Annotated in this window: 19 protein-coding genes, 2 pseudogenes and 1 other annotated feature; of the genes and pseudogenes, 19 read left to right on the forward strand and 2 right to left on the reverse strand. The window is 42.6% G+C overall.

Going from position 1 to position 22,253, the window contains the following annotated elements; all coding sequences use genetic code 11:
* The first annotated feature begins 156 nt into the window (after positions 1 to 156).
* From BTA30_RS00555 to BTA30_RS00595, 9 genes are all read left to right on the forward strand, one after another.
* Positions 157 to 837, forward strand: a complete 681-nt coding sequence (locus BTA30_RS00555; protein ID WP_094777261.1) for a response regulator transcription factor — start codon at positions 157 to 159, stop codon at positions 835 to 837.
* A gap of 1 nt (position 838) precedes the next feature.
* Positions 839 to 1,774, forward strand: a complete 936-nt coding sequence (locus BTA30_RS00560; RefSeq protein WP_076757987.1) for a HAMP domain-containing histidine kinase — start codon at positions 839 to 841, stop codon at positions 1,772 to 1,774.
* 95 nt (positions 1,775 to 1,869) lie between these two features.
* Entirely contained in the window at positions 1,870 to 2,793 is a 924-nt protein-coding gene (locus BTA30_RS00565; protein ID WP_076757989.1) for an ABC transporter ATP-binding protein, read from the forward strand.
* Between the two features lie 14 nt (positions 2,794 to 2,807).
* Positions 2,808 to 3,506, forward strand: coding sequence for an ABC transporter permease (locus BTA30_RS00570; RefSeq protein WP_076757990.1), 699 nt, complete (start codon positions 2,808 to 2,810; stop codon positions 3,504 to 3,506).
* A 1,018-nt stretch (positions 3,507 to 4,524) separates the two neighbouring features.
* Positions 4,525 to 5,235 (forward strand): lipoprotein YvcA, encoded by a 711-nt coding sequence (yvcA, locus tag BTA30_RS00575; RefSeq protein WP_076757991.1) that lies wholly within the window; start codon positions 4,525 to 4,527, stop codon positions 5,233 to 5,235.
* Positions 5,225 to 7,141, forward strand: coding sequence for a DUF6792 domain-containing protein (locus BTA30_RS00580; protein ID WP_076757993.1), 1,917 nt, complete (start codon positions 5,225 to 5,227; stop codon positions 7,139 to 7,141). Before yvcA ends, BTA30_RS00580 begins: the two co-directional genes overlap by 11 nt.
* 15 nt (positions 7,142 to 7,156) lie before the next feature.
* Positions 7,157 to 7,507: a hypothetical protein gene (locus BTA30_RS00585; protein ID WP_083696936.1), complete on the forward strand. Its 351-nt coding sequence runs from the start codon at positions 7,157 to 7,159 to the stop codon at positions 7,505 to 7,507.
* A 140-nt stretch (positions 7,508 to 7,647) separates the two neighbouring features.
* Entirely contained in the window at positions 7,648 to 8,709 is a 1,062-nt protein-coding gene (locus BTA30_RS00590) for a DUF3900 domain-containing protein (RefSeq protein WP_076757995.1), read from the forward strand.
* A 776-nt stretch (positions 8,710 to 9,485) separates the two neighbouring features.
* The gene (locus tag BTA30_RS00595) at positions 9,486 to 10,394 is read left to right on the forward strand and encodes a macrolide 2'-phosphotransferase (protein ID WP_076757997.1); all 909 of its coding nucleotides are present in this window, start codon (positions 9,486 to 9,488) and stop codon (positions 10,392 to 10,394) included.
* A 51-nt stretch (positions 10,395 to 10,445) separates the two neighbouring features.
* On the opposite strand, the gene BTA30_RS00600 is transcribed toward BTA30_RS00595, so the two are convergent.
* Positions 10,446 to 10,868, reverse strand: coding sequence for a MarR family transcriptional regulator (locus BTA30_RS00600; protein ID WP_076757998.1), 423 nt, complete (start codon positions 10,866 to 10,868; stop codon positions 10,446 to 10,448).
* Positions 10,869 to 11,148: 280 nt separating this feature from the next.
* On the opposite strand from BTA30_RS00600, the gene BTA30_RS00605 reads away from it, so the two are divergent.
* Positions 11,149 to 12,663: a class I adenylate-forming enzyme family protein gene (locus BTA30_RS00605; RefSeq protein WP_076757999.1), complete on the forward strand. Its 1,515-nt coding sequence runs from the start codon at positions 11,149 to 11,151 to the stop codon at positions 12,661 to 12,663.
* 119 nt (positions 12,664 to 12,782) lie between these two features.
* Here the strand turns inward: BTA30_RS00605 and BTA30_RS00610 are convergent.
* Positions 12,783 to 13,410, reverse strand: a pseudogene (locus tag BTA30_RS00610) (zinc-binding dehydrogenase); the annotation flags it as partial.
* A 16-nt stretch (positions 13,411 to 13,426) separates the two neighbouring features.
* Between BTA30_RS00610 and BTA30_RS00615 the strand changes: the two are divergent.
* The 9 genes and pseudogenes from BTA30_RS00615 to BTA30_RS00655 form a co-directional block, all read left to right on the forward strand.
* Positions 13,427 to 14,152: pseudogene (locus tag BTA30_RS00615) on the forward strand (MFS transporter); the annotation flags it as partial.
* Between the two features lie 136 nt (positions 14,153 to 14,288).
* Positions 14,289 to 15,518, forward strand: coding sequence for a serpin family protein (locus BTA30_RS00620; RefSeq protein WP_076758002.1), 1,230 nt, complete (start codon positions 14,289 to 14,291; stop codon positions 15,516 to 15,518).
* Between the two features lie 144 nt (positions 15,519 to 15,662).
* On the forward strand, positions 15,663 to 16,490 hold the full coding sequence (locus BTA30_RS00625) for a PPC domain-containing protein (protein WP_076758003.1): 828 nt from the start codon (positions 15,663 to 15,665) through the stop codon (positions 16,488 to 16,490).
* Positions 16,491 to 16,517: 27 nt separating this feature from the next.
* Positions 16,518 to 17,333 carry a DUF4885 family protein gene (locus BTA30_RS00630; protein ID WP_076758005.1) on the forward strand — a complete coding sequence of 272 codons (816 nt, stop codon included), beginning with the start codon at positions 16,518 to 16,520 and terminating at the stop codon, positions 17,331 to 17,333.
* 156 nt (positions 17,334 to 17,489) lie between these two features.
* Entirely contained in the window at positions 17,490 to 18,245 is a 756-nt protein-coding gene (locus tag BTA30_RS00635) for a MerR family transcriptional regulator (RefSeq protein ID WP_076758007.1), read from the forward strand.
* A 289-nt stretch (positions 18,246 to 18,534) separates the two neighbouring features.
* Complete coding sequence (locus BTA30_RS23585; protein ID WP_125921372.1) at positions 18,535 to 18,612, forward strand: putative holin-like toxin; 78 nt, start codon at positions 18,535 to 18,537, stop codon at positions 18,610 to 18,612.
* Between the two features lie 372 nt (positions 18,613 to 18,984).
* Positions 18,985 to 19,236, forward strand: a binding site (T-box leader).
* Between the two features lie 97 nt (positions 19,237 to 19,333).
* Entirely contained in the window at positions 19,334 to 19,495 is a 162-nt protein-coding gene (rtpA, locus tag BTA30_RS00640) for an anti-TRAP protein (protein ID WP_076758013.1), read from the forward strand.
* A gap of 16 nt (positions 19,496 to 19,511) precedes the next feature.
* Complete coding sequence (locus BTA30_RS00645) at positions 19,512 to 20,465, forward strand: DMT family transporter (RefSeq protein ID WP_076758014.1); 954 nt, start codon at positions 19,512 to 19,514, stop codon at positions 20,463 to 20,465.
* A gap of 599 nt (positions 20,466 to 21,064) precedes the next feature.
* Positions 21,065 to 22,132, forward strand: a complete 1,068-nt coding sequence (locus BTA30_RS00655; RefSeq protein ID WP_076758016.1) for a YecA family protein — start codon at positions 21,065 to 21,067, stop codon at positions 22,130 to 22,132.
* Positions 22,133 to 22,253: the final 121 nt, after the last annotated feature.

The raw sequence follows: 22,253 nt of genomic DNA on the forward strand, positions 1-22,253 counted from the left end.
GATTGATATATCGGTCGCAAGCCCTGGAAAATCGAGAGGGATTTAACTAGAAAAATAAATAATTTTGTAAAAAACACACGCTTTTCAATTACAATGAGTGTAATTGCACGTGTGTTTTTTATTTTGAAAAGGATGGGTGAAGAGATGCAGCGTATATTGCTAATTGAAGATGATCATTCGATCAGTGAAATGGTCAATCATTATTTAACAAAAGAAGGATTTCAGGTCGTCCTTGCCTTTGATGGAGAAGAGGGCATTCGATTGTTTCAGCAGGACAATTATGATGTGATCCTGCTCGATGTCATGCTTCCTAAACTGAACGGAATGGATTTTCTGAAAATAATCCGCGAACAGAGCAAGGTCCCGATTTTAATGATTTCTGCAAAAGACGGGGATGTGGAAAAAGCGCTGGGGCTTGGCTTTGGTGCGGATGATTATATTGCCAAACCGTTTTCGATGATCGAACTGACCGCAAGAATAAAAGCCGCCATTCGGCGGGCAACGCAATATTCAGTCAGTGAGCCGGCAAATAAAAAAATATTACGGGTTCACGAGCTTACGGTTGATATAGAAAATGTATCCGTACAAAAAAATGGCGAACCGCTTCAGCTGACGTCAACGGAATGGAAGATGCTGGATTTATTTGTAACGAACCCTAAAAAAGTATTTACAAAAGAACAAATCTACCGTTCGGTTTGGAATGATGATTATTTTGGCGATCAAAATATTATTAACGTCCATATGAGGCGACTGAGAGAAAAGATAGAGGATGATCCTTCTTCCCCGCAATATATTAAAACGCTTTGGGGCATCGGCTATAAATTAGGAGAGTTTTAGAATGACACTGTTATGGATTTTCACTGTCATTATTTTGGCGTCTCTCAATATTTCTCAATATAAAATGAAAAAGCATCAGAACCGAAACTTGAAGTACATAACGGAAAAACTCAATGTGATGCTAAAAGAGCATTCAGCCGATCAGATTTTACTAGGAACGGATGATAAAGCGCTGCGGGCTCTGCTCGTGCAAATCAACCTGTTTACTGAAGATCATCAGCACATAACGGCCCGGTTTGCAAAAACAGAGCAGTCAATGAAACGGATGCTGACCAATATGTCCCATGATCTAAAAACCCCGCTGACTGTCGTGCTCGGGTATATCGAGGCGATCCAAAGCGGTTCGGACATGACGGAAGAAGAGCGGGAAAGGCTGCTGGAAAAGGTTCATCAAAAAACAGGTGAAATTATTCGGCTGATGAATTCTTTCTTTGATTTGGCCAAATTGGAATCAGAAGATAAGCAAATGCTGCTCACTAAAATACATATCAACGAAATATGCAGAAAAAACATTCTGCAACATTATGACGCTGTTCAGGCAAAAGGTTTTAAAGCAGTCATCGACATCCCGGACACCCCGGTTTATGCGCATGGAGATGAAGAGGCGCTTGACCGGATTCTGCAAAACCTCTTATCAAACGCGATTCAATATGGGGCAGACGGAAAGCTGATCGGATTATCGCTGACATATGATGACACGCGGACTGTCATCACCGTATGGGACCGTGGAAAAGGGATTAGTGAGCATGATCAGCAGCGGGTGTTTGAAAGACTGTACACCCTTGAGGAATCAAGAAATAAAGCGTTCCAAGGAAGCGGACTCGGCTTAACGATTACAAAAAGGCTCGTTGAAAAAATGGGAGGGGAAATTTCTCTCCAAAGCAAGCCGTATGAACAGACAGCGTTTTCCATCACGTTAAAACGAATGACCTATTAGCAAACGTAAGAATTTCTTAAGAAACAAGAAATAAAAAAGACAGTGTCGATCGCTACAATAAACACATGAACAGAGACAGGAAAGGAGAAACAGAGTTGACTTACATCGTACAAACAAGCGGGCTCACCAAAACATTCAAAGGTCAAGAAGTTGTTTCAAATGTAAGCATGCATATACGAAAAGGAGAAATCTACGGTTTTCTCGGCCCGAACGGAGCAGGGAAAACGACCATCATGAAGATGCTGACGAGCCTTGTAAAACCGACAAGCGGCGAAATCAATATCCTTGGGCATAAGCTGACAAATCGATCATACGAGATTCTCGGCAAAATAGGCAGCATGATCGAATACCCGATTTTTTATGAAAATCTGACAGCTATAGAAAATTTAAATCTGCATTGCGAGTATATGGGATATCACAATAAAGCCAAGATTCAAGAAGTGCTGGACATGGTGAATTTAAAAAATATCGACAGCAAACCGGTCAAAACATTTTCGCTTGGTATGAAGCAGCGTCTTGGAATAGCGCGGGCCATTCTCACCAAACCCAACTTGCTCATCTTGGATGAGCCGATTAATGGCCTTGATCCCATCGGAATTAAAGAAATCAGAAACTTATTTCAAGTATTGAGCAAAGAGTATGGAATGACATTGCTCATCTCAAGCCACATCCTGAACGAAGTAGAGCAAATTGCAGATACAATCGGAGTGATTCGGGATGGCAGACTTGTTGAAGAAGTGTCTATGGAAAGCGTAAGGGGACGGAACACTGAGTATATTGAACTCGTGACGCCGAATCAATTGCAGGCGTGCTTTGTGCTTGAACATGAGCTTCAGATTGCTAATTTTAAAATCCTAAATGATAAAACGATCCGAATTTATGATGCCGAAGCTTCTCAGACAGCCATTTCTAAAGCCCTGATTTTGAATGATGTAGAAATTGAATCCATGAATAAAAAGTATACATCACTTGAAGAATACTTTGTTAGTTTAATCAACGACAATACGATTACCACGTAAAGGGGGAGAACACCTTGTTAAACTTGATAAAATTAGAGATGAAAAAAACAAAATTGGCGTGGTATTACAAAGGTGCAGTAATCGCAAATCTATGTATTCTCGGTTTTATGTGCCTGATCGGATCAGAGGAGAAAAACCTTCCACAAGCAGAAATGTCGATGGCAGATACAGCTTCAACACTGTTGGTTTTGGGAGCTTTTGTGAGATCAGTATTTATTGTTTTTGCAAGCGTGCTGATTGCAAAACTCATTATCGGCGAGTACAAAAACAGAACGATCACGGTCATGTTTACATACCCAGTCAGCCGCAAAAAGCTGATGGCCGCCAAACTTTTACTAATAGGAGGACTTACGTTTTTTACAATTGTTGTATCGGAACTGACGATTGCAGTTATCTTTTCATATCTTAATGAATTTTTTTCATTCAGCTCGGCTAAGCTGACCCTGCACGAAATAGGGAACGAGGTCGCCAATATCCTCATCTATGCGGTTGCCTCCGCGGGATTGAGCTTTATCTCCTTATACTTTGGAATGCGCAAAAAATCAGTTCCTGCAACTATTGTGGCATCATGCATCTTGATTACGCTGACTAGTCAGCAAAGTCCTGGATTTTCACTTGCATCTATTATTTATATTCCTCTTACATTGGCGGTAATAGGGGTTTTTATTGCCTATTGGTCTGTTCGAAAAATTGATCGCGAAGATGTCTTATGAGAACGGCGATTTGACTACTAATGAAACCAAGTTGCTTCATAACAAGAAAACGTCATGACTATGGTTAGTTCGCCATTTATAGAAAACAACAAGGAAATTGGGTGAACATGGTGAGTTTTGAAAATCGCGGCATCTCTTTTTGCGTCATTCAAGTCGATGGAAAGGATGAACAGGCCAACTGATTGGCATGAATCCGATATTGTTCGGGGCTCATGCCTTTTTTAATCCGCTTATGATCCATGTATTTTGCTTGATATGTTCCATGTTTTGAATTTCTCAAAATAAAGAAATTCTGATATTACTTCGTTTTTTTGGGTGTGACGATAAGGATTCATTTGGCAGTGCCAGCCCTTGATCTGAGAAATCATGAGCTCATTTTCATCTGTCAGCCGTTCACATAAAATCTCGAACCGATGGTATGACTTAAAAAGAAACTTTAAATGAAAATTTGCAGAATTGATAATGAACTTTCAGAAGAAATGGAAAATGTATGTCCAAAAGAACCTCTCCGCTAAATAATCGGTCCAGCAATCTTCGCCTCACCCTTTTAAATGTTTCCATAATTCCTCTACTTGTCCCCGTGTATCAAACATACAGCCTGTTTTGCAGCAAATCTGATGAACATCTCGATCAAGACTAATTGAAGCGAAACTTCGTGTCATTAATTTCGTATACACATTAAGCGAAGAGTGCTTGGGATTGAAACTACATCAAATATTCACTTTTAAGTAAGGAACTGCTTTATGGAAATGTTTATCGACAGATGAGACTTTTGTATGATTTGTTCGGTTTGAAGAACAAACCGAAGACCTTTCTTATTCCCCGTCACAATAACCATTTAGCCTATTTCCTATACGAATCACCCTCTCATTGGCAGAATGTTCAAGACATTTTTCCTATTCATCTAATTTATTCCATGTTGTAACATAAGAAAGGATCGTTTTCAAGTGGGTCAATCGAATCAAAACGAAATATTTGAAAGTCAGTTTACCATATAGACCCTTGGAGGTTTTAAAAAATGAAAAAAATCATGATGATGTGTTTTGCAATAATACTAGCTTTTACAGGGGGATGCAGTATGAGCGACAGCCAAAAGAACGGCAATCAAGAAGAAGCCATCAAACCGAAAGACATGGATCCGAAAGATCTGCCGCAAGTTCCGGCGTTTCAAGACGAGAAAACAAGAGAATACATGGCATCAACGAAGGAAGCGGAGCCCGGATATTATCTGCTTGTGTCTAAGTTGAAGGGGTTTACGATGTTGTTTCCGGAGGATGGGGAGTACTCTGATTCTGAAATATCTAATGAGAATGAGTCACTTTTCTTTGATAGTGTAGATAAAAAAACAAATATAGTAATGAATGCTTCTATAGAGTTTTATCGCAATGAATCATTTATAAATGACCCTGATACGATGCTGGATATCGTTAGTGGAGAAAATGAGTATAAAGGTGACTTTGATAAGCTAGCGTTAAAAGGGAAAGACATTTTTTTCGCATCTAAAAAAGAGTTTTTTAACAAGGAAAGCAATCCTTCCTATATTTATCTTGGCTATATAAAATCAACAGAACAAAGTTACTTAGGGATAGCATATTCATATAGATTTAGCTGTTCTGCAAAAGTTGACACATGCAGCCAGAAGCCAGATGAGTATGAAAAAAAGGTTAAAAAAATGCTGAAATCCATTACTTTCAATTTAGATAAAAAGGGGAAGGAAGATGGGAAGTAAAAACATTTTTGAAAATGAAAATGTGAAATTGCGCTTAATAGATTTGGAGTATAGCTATAAAAAGAAATTTGCTTCATCGAATCCAGCTGAAGTAAAAAAGGCTAAAGAAGAATTTGAATCAGACATTCGTAGAATCTACAAAGAAGAAACTAATAAAGATCTTACCCAAAGTATTGAAATTTATACATCAAAAGATCTTGTTAAACAGAATAAAGAATCAGGCTATGACGGTACTGCTATTCATATAGTAGACAAAAAACATAAAGTTGATCAGCTTCATATCATCTCGGAAGGAAGCGCAGATAATAAAGATTGGTCTTACAACTTTTTTGGATTGTTTCTTGGAATGGATGATAATCAATACAAAGCTACAAAAGAATTCACAAGAAGTGCTAAGAAAAAGGCTGGAAATGAAGAGAATTTGCAAACTTTTGCATTAGGACATTCATTGGCAAATAATAATCAAGTAATAGTTCAGTTAATTGATGGAGAATATGACGAGGTATATGGTGTAAATGGTGCACAAATAAGTATAGATCACTTATTAAAAGCGGATAAACATTTAAGATATACCATGCTTGAAAAATTTAAGGTTGATAAATTTAAACAGTTACTCAATATTCCAAAATCCAAACTCAACAAAGCCATCATCAAATACTACAACGACAAAGGCGTCATCGCCAACATCACCCAACGCGTCTCCAAAGACGACCCGCTTTACGGAGTCAGTAGCAGAGGGGATTTCATCACGTTCGGCGATGTGAGGATGACGGATACAAATCCGAATATCAAAGGGCTGCGAAGCGTCATTGATCATATTCCTGATGAAGATGTGCGGAAACTGAAAAGATACTTTCAGAAATATGCGGCTGATTATCAAAAGGGCGGTATTCAAGGTTTTGCTATGAGTGCAATAGGCGCTGATATGGATTTTTTAAACGATTTAATGAATGAAGAGGGGACAGTTCAACAAATCGCATATTGCGCACAAAACCCGATCCGTTTATCAAATATGATTGGTGCACTGGATCAAAAGCTGCCTAAATTCAAAGAATTTTTGAAAAAAGTCAAGGATTACAGCGGCCCTATTCTCGATCAGCTTGAAGCAAACGGCTATATTGATGAAACGAAAAAAAAGACCATCCAAAAAGACATAGATGAAGTAGATCGGCTGACTGGGAAACTGGATGTTTTATATGAAAAGATCAAATTCCTTGTCGACTGGAAGACTGTTGTATTCACTCTTAGTAATCGTCAACTTTCTCAATCACTAATAAACAATTTAATCGCATTTTATGCTACCTGTACAGAGTTGGGAAAAGCCCTGGGCAAACTGGACCAAGATACAAAAGACCTTCTCAGCCTCATCGGCGAAGGCCATGGATTGACACCGATGTTAAACGCCTTATCCAAAAAGAAAGGCATCAACTACCAAGGCGGGGATCTTTATTTTTCCAAGAAAGGCAAAGACGGAAAAGAGATTAAAGTCAATCTGTCGTCGGCCGTCAGGATTTATCAGGTCGGGATGGCCGCCATTTCAAAGATTGAGGATGAAATCGACCGTTATCAGCGCGTTTTTCACCACGAAATTCACGATCACTTTGCAAATCAAAAAACCGCGCTTACGAAAGCGATTCATGACATGGAAGCCAACCCCTCCCAATATCAATATGACCTTCAGTTCAAACTTGCCTCAGACATCGCCGGATTCGGCAGCAAGCTGGACAAAATCAGCGTCAACGAGTCGTTCCACACAGCTGCGCTTCCCGAGTGTGACGGAGTCATCAGCGAATTAAAAAAACAAACCTCAGACAAAAAACGATTTGTGAAAGACATCCGCTCAAGCATTGAGAAACTTTGTGATGAGGACAAGCAAATCTCGGCGTTATTTGATTTTAAGGCATAGGAGGATTCAATAGAGATGGTAAAACCGTTGTTCGAGGAAACTAAAACGGTTTCGGCAACATATATGTTTTTAAGCAGCATTTCGGCAAAGGAAAAAGCGGCTCGTCTGAACGCTCCGCTGAAAGGCATTTTGAAAGAGCTGAACGAGTTTGACAAGAAGCTAAAAAGTGAGATTGAAGGGCAAAAAGGCATGATCATCAAGAAAATCAAAGAAGAACTGGATCACAAAAGCGAAAACCGCAAAACGGTCATTACCCGCATGAAACAAGATAATGAGCAGTTTGCCGGCAGCTATCATAACATCATTGAAAATCTGCGGAAACAAAACGTGACGCTCCACTATAAAAAGAATAAGCCCCTGGATTAAAAAAGCTGGCCCCTGCAATCAGTGGTCATCTTTTTTCAACTAAAACCTCCATTTCCTCTTATCAGTCTAAAATTGACGGACGTTCCGGATTTACCTATACTTGAAGAACTGAAACAACAAGGAAAACGGGTGAACATAACATGGATTTTGAAATTCGCTACATCTCTTTTTACGTCATCCAGGTCGACGGCAAGGACGAACAGGCCAACAAGCAGTTTAAACACTTTCAGACGCTTGATAGGGAAGAATTTGAAAGCAGCGAGCTGAAAGATTTTTTAGACGGGGAATTGAAGAAAATCGTCAAACGGAAGGCGGAGCGCCATCCGAAGTCTGAGCAGGTGCCGACGAAAATCGGCCGCTTCATCACAGAGCCGGGGCATGAGCTTGACTCCAATCCAAACTACAATCTGTTTCATCGTACAAAACAAGCGGAAACAAAAGAAGACTTCAATGAACTGAGCGAACAGTTCGTCCGCACATACCTTGACACGAGCGCTGTTAGGGGAGGCGTCTTTTTAGTGGCGACGGCGGTGCCGCGCAAATACTTCGATGATTCGTTCGTCTTTGTCATGAAATGCGATTTTGAACCGAAGGTCGCTTCGATTGCTGATGAATCTTCTTTGATCAGAAAGGTCGAAATGGCGATCACGACGAAAAACATGAAATCGATCCAGTATCCGCACATGCCTGAAGAGGGGATGACGGAGGAAAGCGAAGTGAAAATCCACCAGGCCTCACACGCGCGCTACTTTGAAGATTTCTTAAAGTTCGTCGAGTACGGCGAGTCGATGCCGGAAATCATGAAATCGCAAGTGATGAACATGGTGCAGGAGCATGTGTATGAAACATATGAGGACAGCAGCGAAGAGCGCCAGCAGTTTGAACACGACCTCGAAATCTGGGAAGCGAGCGAAAAGCGGGAGATTCAGGAACGCCTTGATACGCATCAGGTGGTCGAAGCCGCCGCCCAGATCGTCGAGCATGTTCCCGAGGCAGAGCTGAAAATGAAGCTCGGAGAAACCGAGATTAAAGGATTGCTTGCCGACTTCGGGGACTCGATCCACCTCGCAAAAGTGAACGGCCGCTATGTGGCGCTGATTGAAGCGGAGACGATTTCGTTTGAGAAAGGCAGTTCTCCGGTGGAGTTTTATAAGCCTGAAGGGCTGCATGAAGTGATTGAGCGGATTCGGAATAAGGATTAGAGAAAGTTGGACACTTTTATTGGAAAAAGGCATCCGCACATGTGGGGTGCCTTTTGTCTATTTCACTTTTTGCTTTTCTTGAAATGAAATGACGGTTGTAGGATCGAAAATAAACTTAGGAATGTACATTAACTATTTTAGATGAATGAGGTGTTCATGATGTTAGAAATGAAAGCTGGGGCGGCGATCCAGATGACTTTTTTGTTTCATTCGAGTTTTTCAAACGATTAATGATGAAGAGCGGTGTCTTTGGCGGAACCTGCATAAAAGCACTTTTCATCGCTGATGGCTTCGTTCAGGCTGACCGCCGCTAGATGTGCGGGAATTCCTGAAGGCTGAATTTTAATGCCCTTTTTTCTGCTTTCATAAGTGCACTTCCTTTATCAGGATGATTTACATGATACTTGAATTTTTCGTTGTGAGTCATCAGAAAACCTGTTAAAATAAATCTAATGATAAAGAACGGAGGGATTTCCTAAAATGGCATACATTAGATTCCGATTGAACTTTGTCCTCGCTAACTAAATAGTGAACAAAGTCTCTGCCTGTGTGCAGGGTAATCGGGATTGGTCTGCCTATTTTTAGGGAACCCTTATACAATAAAAGAGGGGGAGGCGCGGATTCCTGCGCCTCTTTTTTTTCTTTAAAAATGGAAAACCGCTCTTGCTGAAGAATAACCTTCAGTTTATTTTTCATATCTTTTTTCCGTTTACTGACAGCACAGGCAGATGACCTGTGTTTTTTGATGGAGAAAATCAGTAAAGGGGAAATCATAGATGACAAACGTACATGAGCAAATTGAAAACATGTTGAAATTGGCGGAGAAACACGGACTTCAGCTAAATAGGGAAAATGCACAGATGAATGAGTCGGGCATGGATTTTCAAGTCGTTTTTGCCGATGATGCATCTGGGATGAGATGGGTGCTGAGGAAGCCGAGGCGCGAAGATGTGATTGAAAGGGCCGCGGCTGAAAGCAGGGTGCTGAAGCTACTTCAGCACCACCTCCCTGTTGACGTGCCGGATTGGCGCATCCATACACCGGAATTGATTGCGTATCCGAAGCTTGTCGGAGTTCCCGCCGCAGTCATTGATATGGAGATTAAAAATTATGTATGGAATATGAATCATCAGCCGCCGTCTGAAGCGTTTGTCAGATCGTTAGCCAAAACGCTCTCAGCTTTGCATGGAATCAATCATCAGACCGCGGCTGAAGCGGGGATACAAGTGATGAATCCGCATGACGTACGGCAAACAAAAGCGGAGCAGATGGAGCGGATCAAAGAAGAGCTTGGTGTCAGTGACGTTCTCTGGGAGAGATGGCAGAAATGGCTGTATGACGACTCGTATTGGCCTTGGTATACCGCGTTTATTCACGGAGATCTGCATCCGCCCCATATTCTGATTGACGCAAATGATCAAATCACAGGCCTGTTGGATTGGACGGAAGCAAAAGTCGCCGATCCGGCGAAAGATTTCCTCCTTTATCAGACAATTTTGGGAGAAGAGGAGACGGCCCGGCTGATCGCTCATTATGAGGAGGAAGGTGGCCGCGTCTGGCCGCGGATGAAAGAGCACATTGCTGAAATGCAAGCCGCCTACGGTATTGAAATCGGCATGTTTGCTCTTCAGACAAAACAAAAAGAGCACCTGGAGATGGCGCATGAGGCGCTAGGGGTAAAATAGGGAAGAGGTTGATAATGAGTTGAGGCTATCGATCTATTCGATAGCCGTTTTTTATGACAGAAAAACCTTTTCTACCAACGCAAAAAAAGCCGCTTTTTCCTCTTTTGGCAGTTTGTCGAACATTCTGTCAATCAATGCTTGACGGTTTTCCACCATTTGCGCGGCGATCCGTTTTCCCTCTTGTGAAAGTTCAAGCCAGACGGTGCGGCGGTCTTCATTATTTCTTGATCTGATGACAAGCCCTTCTTTTTCCAAATGGTTCAGAGCAGTCGTTGTCGCCGAGGGAGAAAGCGATACCTCCTGCAAAATGGTCTTTACCGTACATGTTTCGTGTCTGTAAATGATACGCAAAATAAACCCTTTAACGCTTGTGACGTTTTTGGGGAGCGTTTCTTCGTCTAGTTTTTTTGAAGAACGCAAATATTTCGTCAAGGCATGATCCAATAGATGGGCTTCAATCCGATGGTGCTTCATGAAGGTTTCCTCATTTCCGGCATCGTGTAAAAGGGGATCAGAATCAATCCACTGATCTAATCAAACATAGGTCAATTTTATCATAAGTCAAGGCGTTGAAAAAATGTTTTAGCTATTTGTGAATCATCCAAATTAATTACTTTTGTTATTAATTCATAAACATAACAATTCCATAATGAAATTGTTTTACAATGGATATTTTTTGTTTTAGAATGAATTTGTGCGTCACATAATCTAACCAGATTTTGTGAGAAACAAAGAAAATTTGGAGATGAAAATTTTGGGTACACTTCAGCAACTAATCAATGATCATATGGAAAACTCAGATGAGTTAGAAGCATTGTCCGGGGGAAACCGAACATTTACGTTTAAGGAATACCATCAACGGATCAGCCAACTGGCTCATTATCTGCTGGAGGAAGGTGTTCAAAAGGGAGATCACATTGCGGTTTTATGTAAAAATAACCACCACTTTCCCGTCATATTGCTGGCATCATTAAAAATCGGCGCGACGGTCGTTCCTTTAAGCTGGCAGCTGACATCTTATGAGTTAAAGGGAATCTTGAATAACTGCCAGCCGAAGGTCATGTTTTACGACATGGAGTTTGCCGATATATTGTCACCGCTTCGCAAGCAGCTTCAGTTCTGCCTGATGATCGAAGCGGGCGCAGGAATGAATACGACCGAACAGTTTGAAAGCCTTTTTACAGATCGGCCATTGCAGGTCAAGGCTGAGCAGGTGACAGAACATGATTTGGCTTTAATGCTGTTTACCTCGGGCACGACCGGGAATCCGAAGGGCTGCATGGTGAACCATGGCAGTCTGACAGCTTATTTGACAGAGGTGAATGTCAAAGCGAAGCGGCTGAAAGGAACCCGCTTTTTAGCAAGCCACCCGCTGTATCACATGAGTTCGCTCAATCATGTATTCCAGGCGGCTTTTGAAGGAATTGCGCTTTATTTCTTATGGGACCCGGAACCGTATGAGATACTGCAGGAGATCGAGAAAAAACGGATTCAAATGATGATGGCGTTTCCTTCTGTTTACACTTATATGCTTGAGGAAATGAAAAGGCACCAATTTGACCTGTCATCGGTTAAGATGTTTGTTTCAGGCGGAACAAAGGTGCCGGTGCGTTTGATCAAGGATTACAATGACTGCGGAATCCAAATGGTGCAAGGTTATGGAAGTACAGAGGCATGGACGGTCAGTGTGTGGCGGCCTGACATGGGCTGGGATAAAGCCAATTCGGCCGGTAAACCGCTTCCGAATGTCAGTGTGAAAATCGAAGATCCGGACACACATGAAGAGCTTCCAAGAGGTGAAGTCGGGGAAATCGTCATCAAAAGCCCTTATGTTTTCGAAGGATATTATCAAAACCCGTCTGCTACGCAAAAGGTGCTGAAGGACGGATGGTTTTATATGGGAGATTCGGGCAGACTTGATGAAAACGGATTTTTATATATTACCGGACGCTATAAAGATGTGATTGTATATGGCGGGGATAATATATACCCTGACCAGGTGGAAGAAATTATCGACCAAGTGCCTGGCGTCGTGGAATCAGCCGTTATCGGCGTTCCTGATGAGATGTACGGAGAAGTTCCAAGAGCATATGTCGTAAAAAATGAAAACTCAAATCTGTGTGAGGAAGACATCATATCATATTGTAAAGAACGCCTGTCAGACTATAAAATTCCTGAAATCGTATTTGCGGAAAATCTTCCGAAAAACAGGCTCGGCAAAATTGTCAAAAAAGATTTGCGGGAGCTGGCTCTAAAAGGGCAGCAGTGAGAAAAGCGGGAGCTGAACTACGGCTGCTGAAGCGGCTGCCAGAGGGGATCGAATAAGCGGTAGTCTGCCAAAGTAAAAAACCGGCTCAGGAACAAGGGAACTGAGCCGGTTTTTTATGACTACATCATCTCTGGATCTGTCACAAGGATCGTCTTAATGGATGTAATTTTCTTTTCTCTTTTGTTGCCGGGTCAATGCCCATCAGGTTGTGAATGGCCTCTTCAAAATTGTCCATCTTTACCTTTTCTGTGATCAGCGTTGAGAGATGAGGAAGGTCTGAGGCGCAGGCTAAAGCCGCTTCCATGATCTGTCTTGCCTCTCCGGTTCCCACAATGGTTACGCCATTTGAGAGCAGCTGAAAAGGTTTGACCTTCATTTCATATGTGTCATCAAAACCCATGGGAATAAGTCTTCCGCCTTTTTCAAACAATGGATAAGCCCACTCCAGCTGATTGCCAATGGCATCAAAAATGACGTCGAATTTTCTTCCTTGATTTATTCAGTAAACTTCCTCAAGGTTTAATTCTTCAGGATGATATACGTGATCAGATAGCCGGCGCGCGGCCTCCGCTCTATAGTCTCCGATCTCTGTTGCAACCGTCAGCCTTGCCGATTTTTTTGCCATCATCTGAACAAGCAGGCCGATTGGGTCGATCCTAATACCAATACGGAGTCATCCGGTTTTATTGCAGCTTTTTCCAACACATTCAAAACGCAAGACAGGGGTTCAATTAAAACGGCCCGCTCCTACTCCATTAAAGGCTTATGGACATGGGCTTTTCTTGTATTAGGGCTAAGCGCATTCATGCTTATGATCGGCTGAAAACGACTGAAATTCGGACATTTGGATGGACTGCTGGCTGATCAAGAAGGCGGTCAGAATCAAAAGGTCCAGCACCGGTCAAGCTATCGTGAAAAAAGTCTGCTGTTTATTTCTTTTTTTATGGAGGCAGTGAAGTATCCATCGTCAATTTTATGCCGGCGATTTTCGCTAAAAACTGGAAGATCTCCAATTCGGTGGCAACGATTTCGGTGACGATTTACTGGTCGGGAATGGTCATTGGACGAGCATTAACGGGGATCGTGTCCGAGAAACTCACCTACCATCGTTTTCTCAGGCTGATTAACATCGGCAGCTTGGCTGCACTTGCTGCATTAGCAGTCATCGGCAGCGTTTGGGCGGGGTTTGCCCTTTGTTTTTTGATCGGGCTGTTTATGGCAGGAATGTTCGCGATCGCTTTGATCATTACCAATCAGTTTTTCCCCGGGAAACGACAAGCATTTTGCTTGCTTCCAATGGACTCGGAGGCGCAATGCTGCCGATCGCCATGGGGAGAGCTTGGATCGCTTTCCGATTCAAACGGCATTTTGGCTATTGACTGTTTTAGGGGTCATTATGCTGTTTCTTGTGCTTGTGCTGCAGATATTGGAATCCACTAAGTCACGTATTCTCAAAAAATCCGAAAACAGCGGTGTTAAATCTATTTAGGCTTTTGCAAAACCGGCGTTCGTTTGTACAAAGGCATTGGCTTTTTATCGTCCAGCCGCGATATGGCGATTTATATTCCCGCTTTTTGTAACCTTTCCCAATTTCGAACCCACTACAACAATAGGAGGTGGAAAAGATGAGCTACAAGCGGAAAACATTGATGACACTTATCTTGCTTTTGCTGATGGCGGGCTGTGGAAGGGAGACGGAGATTCTTGACCGTTCAAAGGAATCTCCTAAACAACGGTCATCATCGAATATCGAACAGTCTTTTGCAGAAGGTGAACAGAAATTCGCTCTCGCTTTATTTCACGAAATCATCAAACAAGAAGGGACTTCCGAAAATGTATTGATCTCCCCGTACAGTGTTCAGCAGGCTTTGGCCATGACGGCCAACGGCGCCCGGGGAGACAGCCGAACCGAGATTCTAGACACTTTATATCTTCATCAAATGAACATCTCAGATATCAACAAAACGTCAAAATCTCTTCTTCAATCCTTTCGATCACTTCCAAACGGTGAGCTGTCCGCCGCCAATTCGGTGTGGTCAAAGCGGGAGATCAAAAAGAGCTTTATAGACAGGATCACAGGTCTTGGGAATGCTTATCAGCTTGATCAAGACCCGAAACAGGCCGCTGATCAAGTGAACGGCTGGGTATCAAAGAAGACTAAAGGACGCATCGATCGAATCATTGATGATGTCGGCCCTGACATTCTCGCTTACATCATTAACACCGTCTATTTTAAAGAAAGCTGGAAAGAAGAGTTTGATCAACATTTGACCGTTGATCAACCGTTTTATTCACCAGCCGGCTCTGCCAAAAAACACCCCATGATGACACAGACAAACCGCTTTCCATATTTGCAAAACAAGCATTTTCAAGCCGTCAAGCTTCCCTATAAAGACGAACGCCTGTCTTTAGCCGTTTTTCTTCCGGAAAAAACGGAAAATCTCCAGTCCTTTCTGAAGCGATTAACCTATCAAAATTGGCGCAGGTGGCAAGCGGGATGGAAAATGAAACAGGTGGAGCTCAAACTGCCGAAGTTTTCTTTTGAAACAGAAGCCATTTTAAATACGCCTCTGAAAAAGTTGGGAATGCGAACGGTTTTTCAGCAGGCGGATTTTTCAAATCTATTTGCCGGAAAAGACGAGGCTTATATAAATGAAGTCAAGCACAACACATTTATCAAAGTGAATGAAGCCGGTACTGAAGCCGCTGCTGCAACGAAAGTCGAAATCGTTGAATCAGCATCTGTGCCTGATGTTGTGATGACTGCCGACCGTCCGTTTTATTTTGCGGTGATGGATGAAAAAACCGGCATCATTTTATTTCTCGGCAGTGTTGTTGACCCTGCGAAAGACTAGCTGAAATCCTCCAAATCAAGGAACAAACACGCGGAGGGTATATTTTTACCATTATTTATTAATATCACTTAAAACTTACATTTTATTACCGATATAAGGAAAGGGAGTTCCTTTTTGGAGATCAATGAATGGGAGGCAAGACAAATGAAAAAAAGTTTATGCTTTTTGATGTTCAGTCTTTTGTTGTTATCGGTTCCCGTGTATTCGGCTTCAGCGAGCGTATACGAAGACGAGTACGAACCAAATAATTCAGCCGCTAACGCGTATGATATCGGATTGTGGAAATATAAGACGATTTCCGCGACGATTCATAGTCCCGAAGATCAAGATTTTTTTAAGTTTTATGCCACAAAAGGGGAACAGCTTGCCGTTCACCTTAAGAACATCCCGGCAGGTACAGATTATGATCTCGTTTTATTAAAAGACACCTACGGCTATCCCGCCGTCGATTCTTCCGAAAGAACGGGAACCCAAAATGAAATCATTCGTTTTGATGTTCCTGAAACGGGAAAGTATATCGCCGCTGTCAAATCGAAAAATGGCACATATGATGGATGGGGGTTTTACAGGCTTGAATTTATAGACAGAATGAAAAGCGGCACATATACGGCCAGATTGTCTCCATCAGCAATATCCAGCCCTGGAAAAGGGACCGTCTCGCCAACGGCTGTCGTGAATCTGGCAAATGTCTCAGCCATTCCTGACGGAGCGGTCGTAAAGAGCGTATCGGCAGAAGGAACGATTTCCCCGAGTCTTGGCAACACCTTTAGAGAAGTGTTAAACAAAGAAGAAGGCGTCTGGCATACGACCGTTTCCGGAGGAACACTGTTCCCGGACATTAAATTGGAAAACGGACTGCCTGTCAAAACGACATGGAATGCCAGGTATTACTCGCTTGCATGGAGCAGTTCAACTTGGAAATCACCGCAGTTGAAGATCAACTACCAATATGACCAAACACACGACTGGTAAAAAATACCGATATAGAAAGGAGCTCCCATGAATATTCGAGATACGGTAAAACTTGCGCTTTTTACAGAAAAGCTGATGGATTCACTTTCAAAGCAGTCAAACACAAAAAAGTCTGAGACCGAAACCGCTGCAAAAAAAGATACGCTGACTATCAGCAAAGAGGCTGAAGAAGCGCAAAAAAACGGACAATCTGGAAAACCGCGAATGAATGGTGCACAGTCTGCCATTTATTCTCTCTATGTAGACAGACAGCGCCTCAGCAGCACGATCGAAGAAACCCTCAGCGAAAACGGTATCACCCTTGCAGAAAATGAAAGCATCCAGATTCATATCGATGGCAAAAATCACATTACAGTTGAAGGGACTCTTGATGATCAAAAAAGAGCGCAAATAGAAAAGGCGCTGAATGGAGTAGAACAGCTGGGAGCGAGGCTGTTGAGCCATTGGGACTTAGTCGGTGAACAGAATGGAACGCCAATAAACAAAGCCGTTTACGAAAAATGGCATGTCAATGAGTTTTTAAAAACGATGGCAGGGCTGACTCTGTCTGACGTCGGTTTGAATGAAGCGGGAGAAATAACAGGCGGAAATGAAAAGCTCGACCACATTATACAAGCAGCCGCCGATCCGAAAAGCGATTTGGAAAACAGCTTTCAAAACATGTTGAAAAAGCTGAAGAATGTACTAAAAAAAGGACCTGAAACAATCGCCGACAGATCCGCTTCGTTCGGCTATTCCGGCGGAACGCTCATCGATCTGGGCGTTTCAAAAGGATTCTCCACCGGTCAGATTGAGGAGTGGCTGGATGATTCGTTTTTAAGAAAGGCCATCCTGAATGGATGATCGTGGGAAATAGATTGTCATATTGCAAAAACAAGCTATGAAGTATAAAGCAGGCCGGGGGGCTTGCTTTTTTTTAAGACAAAAAAATTAAAAATTTCGCATTGACTCTCACGTTGCGTGATACTTTATAGTCAATATCAAAGGGAGGTCAGATTCATGAAAATGAAGGTGAAGGAAGTTGCTGATCTAGTCGGCATCAGTGTGCGCACACTGCATCATTATGATGAAATCGGATTGTTGACTCCGGCGGAGATAACCGAGGCCGGTTACCGGCTCTATTCAGATGACGATCTGGAAAAGCTGCAGCAGATTTTGTTCTTTAGAGAGCTCGACTTCCCTTTAAAAAAGATTAAAAACATTCTCGATAGTCCTTCTTTTGACCGGAATGAAGCGCTTCAGATGCACCGGAAAATGCTTTTGGAGAAACGCAGGCGGCTGGATCAAATGATTGAGACAATCGACAAAACGATACAATTTGCGAAAGGGGAAATTGAAATGACAAATGAAGAAAAATTCGCAGGCTTCGATTTCAGCCAAAACCCATATGAAGAGGAAGCGCGTGAACGCTGGGGTGATGAAGCCGTCGACAAATCGAAGGCTCATATCGCCGCCATGTCTGAAGATGAGCGAAAAGCGATGGAACAGCGATATGACGCCATTTACAGAAAAATCGCCGCCATCCGAAAAGGCGAGCCTGACTCAGAAGAGGCACAGGCGGCCATTAAAGAGTGGTATGATTTTTTAAACACCAATACAGGCAATCACTATTCGCTTGAAGCTTTCAAATGCCTCGGGCAAATGTATGTCGATGACGAACGCTTTACGAAAAACATCGATCAATACGGCGCCGGCTTGGCGAAGTTCATGTGCGACGCCATGGCGGTGTTTGCGGATCGGAATAAGAAATCATAATAGTTGGTGCTTTTTCAAAAGGTTATAGAAAATGACAAAATCGCCTCCTTTATAGCATAAGGGGGCGATTTTCACACAGCCATAAGGCTGTTTCAACAGAAAGCCATGAATCAGGTATTGTATTCATGGCTTTTTTCGTTCCTTCATTCAGCTTCAACATTTTGTTTTGCAGTAAGAAAACGCTCTCGGCATTTGAGAGCGGTATGGTAAAATATTCTTTGTACACAAAAGCTATGTGCTCACTTGAGGGAGTTCTTGCTCATCCCCATTTGAAAGGGGGTGATGCATCATGACAACATATGAAACAATCTCTTTAATGATTGCTTTTGGCATGTTAATTGCCGTGTTGTCTAAGAAAGAAAAATAGACACTCCCTTAAGCCCTAGCAAGTGAAAGGGATAGTGTCTACATTAGAGCTATCTGAGCAAGCCCCTTGATGGGCCGCTTTGTGTACAACGACTCGACTGTTGGCGCAGTCGGGTCTTTTTTATTTTATGCATTTCTTAAAGAAGAAATACATTTTACATGTGGTGATCATATAGTGTTTCTTCCTATGTGAAATGCATGGCAAAGAAGAATTAGGTTTATGAAAATAGGTTATTCCATACATTTATATTACTAATTCGAGTCTGCAAAAGCAACTCATAACGCGCGATGAGTTCATTCAAAAAATGAACATATAACGCTGATTGACACATGCCCATTTTCAAAGTAATATATTTTACAAATCATGTACGGTCAAACGATATTGAAGAAGAGCAAGTACGTGTCAGAGCTGGGGTTTTAGAGAGTCGGTGGCTGGTGTGAACCGATACCCCCCTGATGCCGAATGGGCTTCTGAATCGCATCGCTGAAGCGCAGTAGGCGATGCCGGGATGTTCTCTCCGTTATCAAGAGAAAAATATCGAAAGGGTATTTCCTTTCCGTATTTTTGTGAGCGAATCGTTTATGCGATTAATAAAGGTGGTACCGCGAGACCCTCGTCCTTTTGTGACGAGGGTTTTTTGTATTTTTTAAGGAGGTGGTGGCCATGGAAGAAGGCTGGCCGGTGTGGCCATATGGTTCAAATCGGAAAGGAGGTGGACGAATTGGTGATCACGACAGATGATCTGGAAACCACGTGTCCAAATTGTAAAGGAAGCGGCAAAGAAGATCGGCTCCCTTGTCCGAAATGCTCGGGAAAAGGTGTCATCCTGACAGGGCAAGGAAATACATTGCTTCATTTTATCAAAAAACATCTTCATGAATAAAGGATGAGTGTAAGAAATGAAACGAGCTGAGAAGAGCATAGTTGAGCAGAGCGAAGATTTGCGGGGCAGTCTTCATGTGGCTGCCGGCCTATTTTTCATGGTATTTGGGACGATGTGTTTTGCATCAAAATCGATCTTTGTCAAATGGGCTTATGAGCAAGGGGCAGCACCCGAGGCGGTATTGTTATTTCGGCAATTGATTGCGGCGCCCATGTTTTGGCTGATTTATATGGTCTACCGTTCAAAGCTGCCGGCTAAACCGAAACATAAGGATGTCATCAAAGCCTGCATGGCGGGGCTGCTCTGTTTTTTTCTGTCGCCATTGTTTGATTTCATCGGCCTTCATCATGTCTCGGCGATTGTCGAACGGATGCTGGTCATGAGCTATCCGATTTTCGTATTGATTATATCCGTTGTGTGGAAAAAACAGATGATGCCGATTCGTGATCTGATTGCGATTTTGCTTGTGATCGGCGGGCTGTTTTTTGCTGTTGGCGGCTGGGATGCACAAGCGGTCAAAGCGAACATGGCGGGAGCGGCTTTGATTATTCTGTCGGCCATCTTTTATGCCGTTTATTTGGTTGTATCGGGACAACTTGTCCATCAAATCGGCGGCATTCGCATGAATGCATACGGAATGTCGGCGGCAAGCCTGGCAATGGCCGGTTATACAGGGGTTCAAGCAGCGGGAGAGCAGCCGGTCAACTTGGTTTCCTACCATCCCTCAATGTACGGTTTATTTATCATGATTGCGGTGGTCACGACGGTCATTCCTTTTGTCTTCATGCTTGAAGGCATTAAGCGGCTCGGAGCGGAGCGAGGGGCTTTCATTTCAATGGCCGGCCCTGTGCTCACCATTTTCTTTGGGGTCTTGTTTTTAAACGAGCGTTTAAGCTCCATCCAGTGGCTTGGATGCTTTATTGTGCTGTTGGTCATTAGTTTATTAGAATACCGAAAACTAAAGCGGTAGAATTGTTAGTACAGTTGCACATCTGATCTAGAAACGCACATGCTTTCAGATGGCAGCTGTACATCTATGTTTTTTTGATAACGTATGTCTTAGCCGCGAAGACGTGAACAGCTTGTTTCTTTTTTTTCTAAAAAAACGACTGTGAGATAAAACAGCCTTGATATGATAGCACCCATGAAGGGATGTAGCGGACGCCATGATGTGCTGACCGGTAGCGAAGAGATAATGCGAATTCTAAAAACCGCCTTTCCAATAGTGCCTTGAAGCTTTGTCAACCGTATCAATAGCGGATACAAAATGTATACGAGTACTGCTGCTGTGATCACAAATGGAGAACCGACTTCAAGTCAGACGAGACGTGCAACCCAACCGTAATCAGACAGTCGGTCAACAGTGCGCCTTGTACATTGCAATGTGTATAACGTCCTCTCTATGATGCTATAAATGGGGGACGAATCCTGATTTTCGACAAGTATTTTTATAGGATGATAAAATTTGACTATTCCGCTAAATCATACTCATTTGCACTAACCGATTTCCCACTCTCCAAAGTTTTGATAAAATAAATAAGTTGTAGTAAATGATACGGAGGTTTAATCGTGGGAAAAGTAAAGAGAAATATGCCCTGCCCTTGCGGAAGCGGCCTGAAATATAAAAAATGCTGCGGCAAATCGGAGGCGGAATTTCCGTCTATTGCGGTGCAGGAACTGAAACAAGTACAGAAAGATGTCATGGAATTTGCTTTTACGGAACATAAAGAAACGATCGATCAATTTCTCAACCAATATTCTTTTCTATCAGATTTAGAACAATCCGCGCAAAAAATATGCGTCTTTAATTTAGGGGTATGGGGGGTATTTTCCCAGCCGCTCGCAGAAGGCGGGTTGACGATTTTTGAAGACTACCTGAAGAGAAAAGGTTCATCCATTCTCAGGTCGCAGACAAAAGAAGCCGTTGAAACATGGACAAATCTAGCCCCGGCTTTGCTGCGCGTGAAACATATCGGAGATGCTCTGATTCGTTTTGAGGATGCCGTTACAAATGAAGAAGTAACCGTGAAGATGAATGTGAAGCGGGAAGGGCCTTTTGTAGGCGAGTATGTGCTCGGATTTCCGATCAAGGTCGGCGGCCATACGGAATTCTTTTTGCAATTCACGATCTATCCTGCAAAAATGGCAGAGGCTCTTAAAAGCAGGCTAAGCGAAGCTTTGGATCGGTTTACAGGAGAAGGCGGAGCGAAAGAACAATTGATGAGAGAAGATTTTCACCATGTTTTAATGAAACTTTGCCAACAAGAAGAGCATCCATCGCCTGAACAGGCTCCTCAAGAAATCGAATGGGCCAATGACATGGAAAAAGAGACAGCGCTTGTCATTGAAAAAGGGATGCTTGATGAAGGACATTCGGAAACGTTTGCTTCCTGGGCGGTCGGACTATGGAAGTCATATTGCGCCAAAAAAGCGCCGGTCATCAAAAAAACCGAAGCATTTGCGGCTGCCTTAGAGTATTTTATCAATACGGTTTCCAAATCGGACAAATCGGTATCACAGGCAAAGCTTGCGAAAAAATACGGTGTCAGCGCATCGACCGTATCGAATCGTTTCAAAGATATTGAATCTGTCTTAAAAGAAGAGCTAGATCATCATCTTGAGCTGATGCCTTCTTAAAATGAATATACGCTGTGGACTCAGGGCCGCTAAAACCTTCCGGGAAATCGGAAGGTTTTTTTATGTTTTATACATTTTGATTAAATCTTGAGAAAAATGTTTTAAGATATCGTAGCCCAAA

The sequence above is a fragment of the Bacillus swezeyi genome, from assembly GCF_001969815.1.
GTDB classification, from domain to species: Bacteria; Bacillota; Bacilli; order Bacillales; family Bacillaceae; genus Bacillus; species Bacillus swezeyi.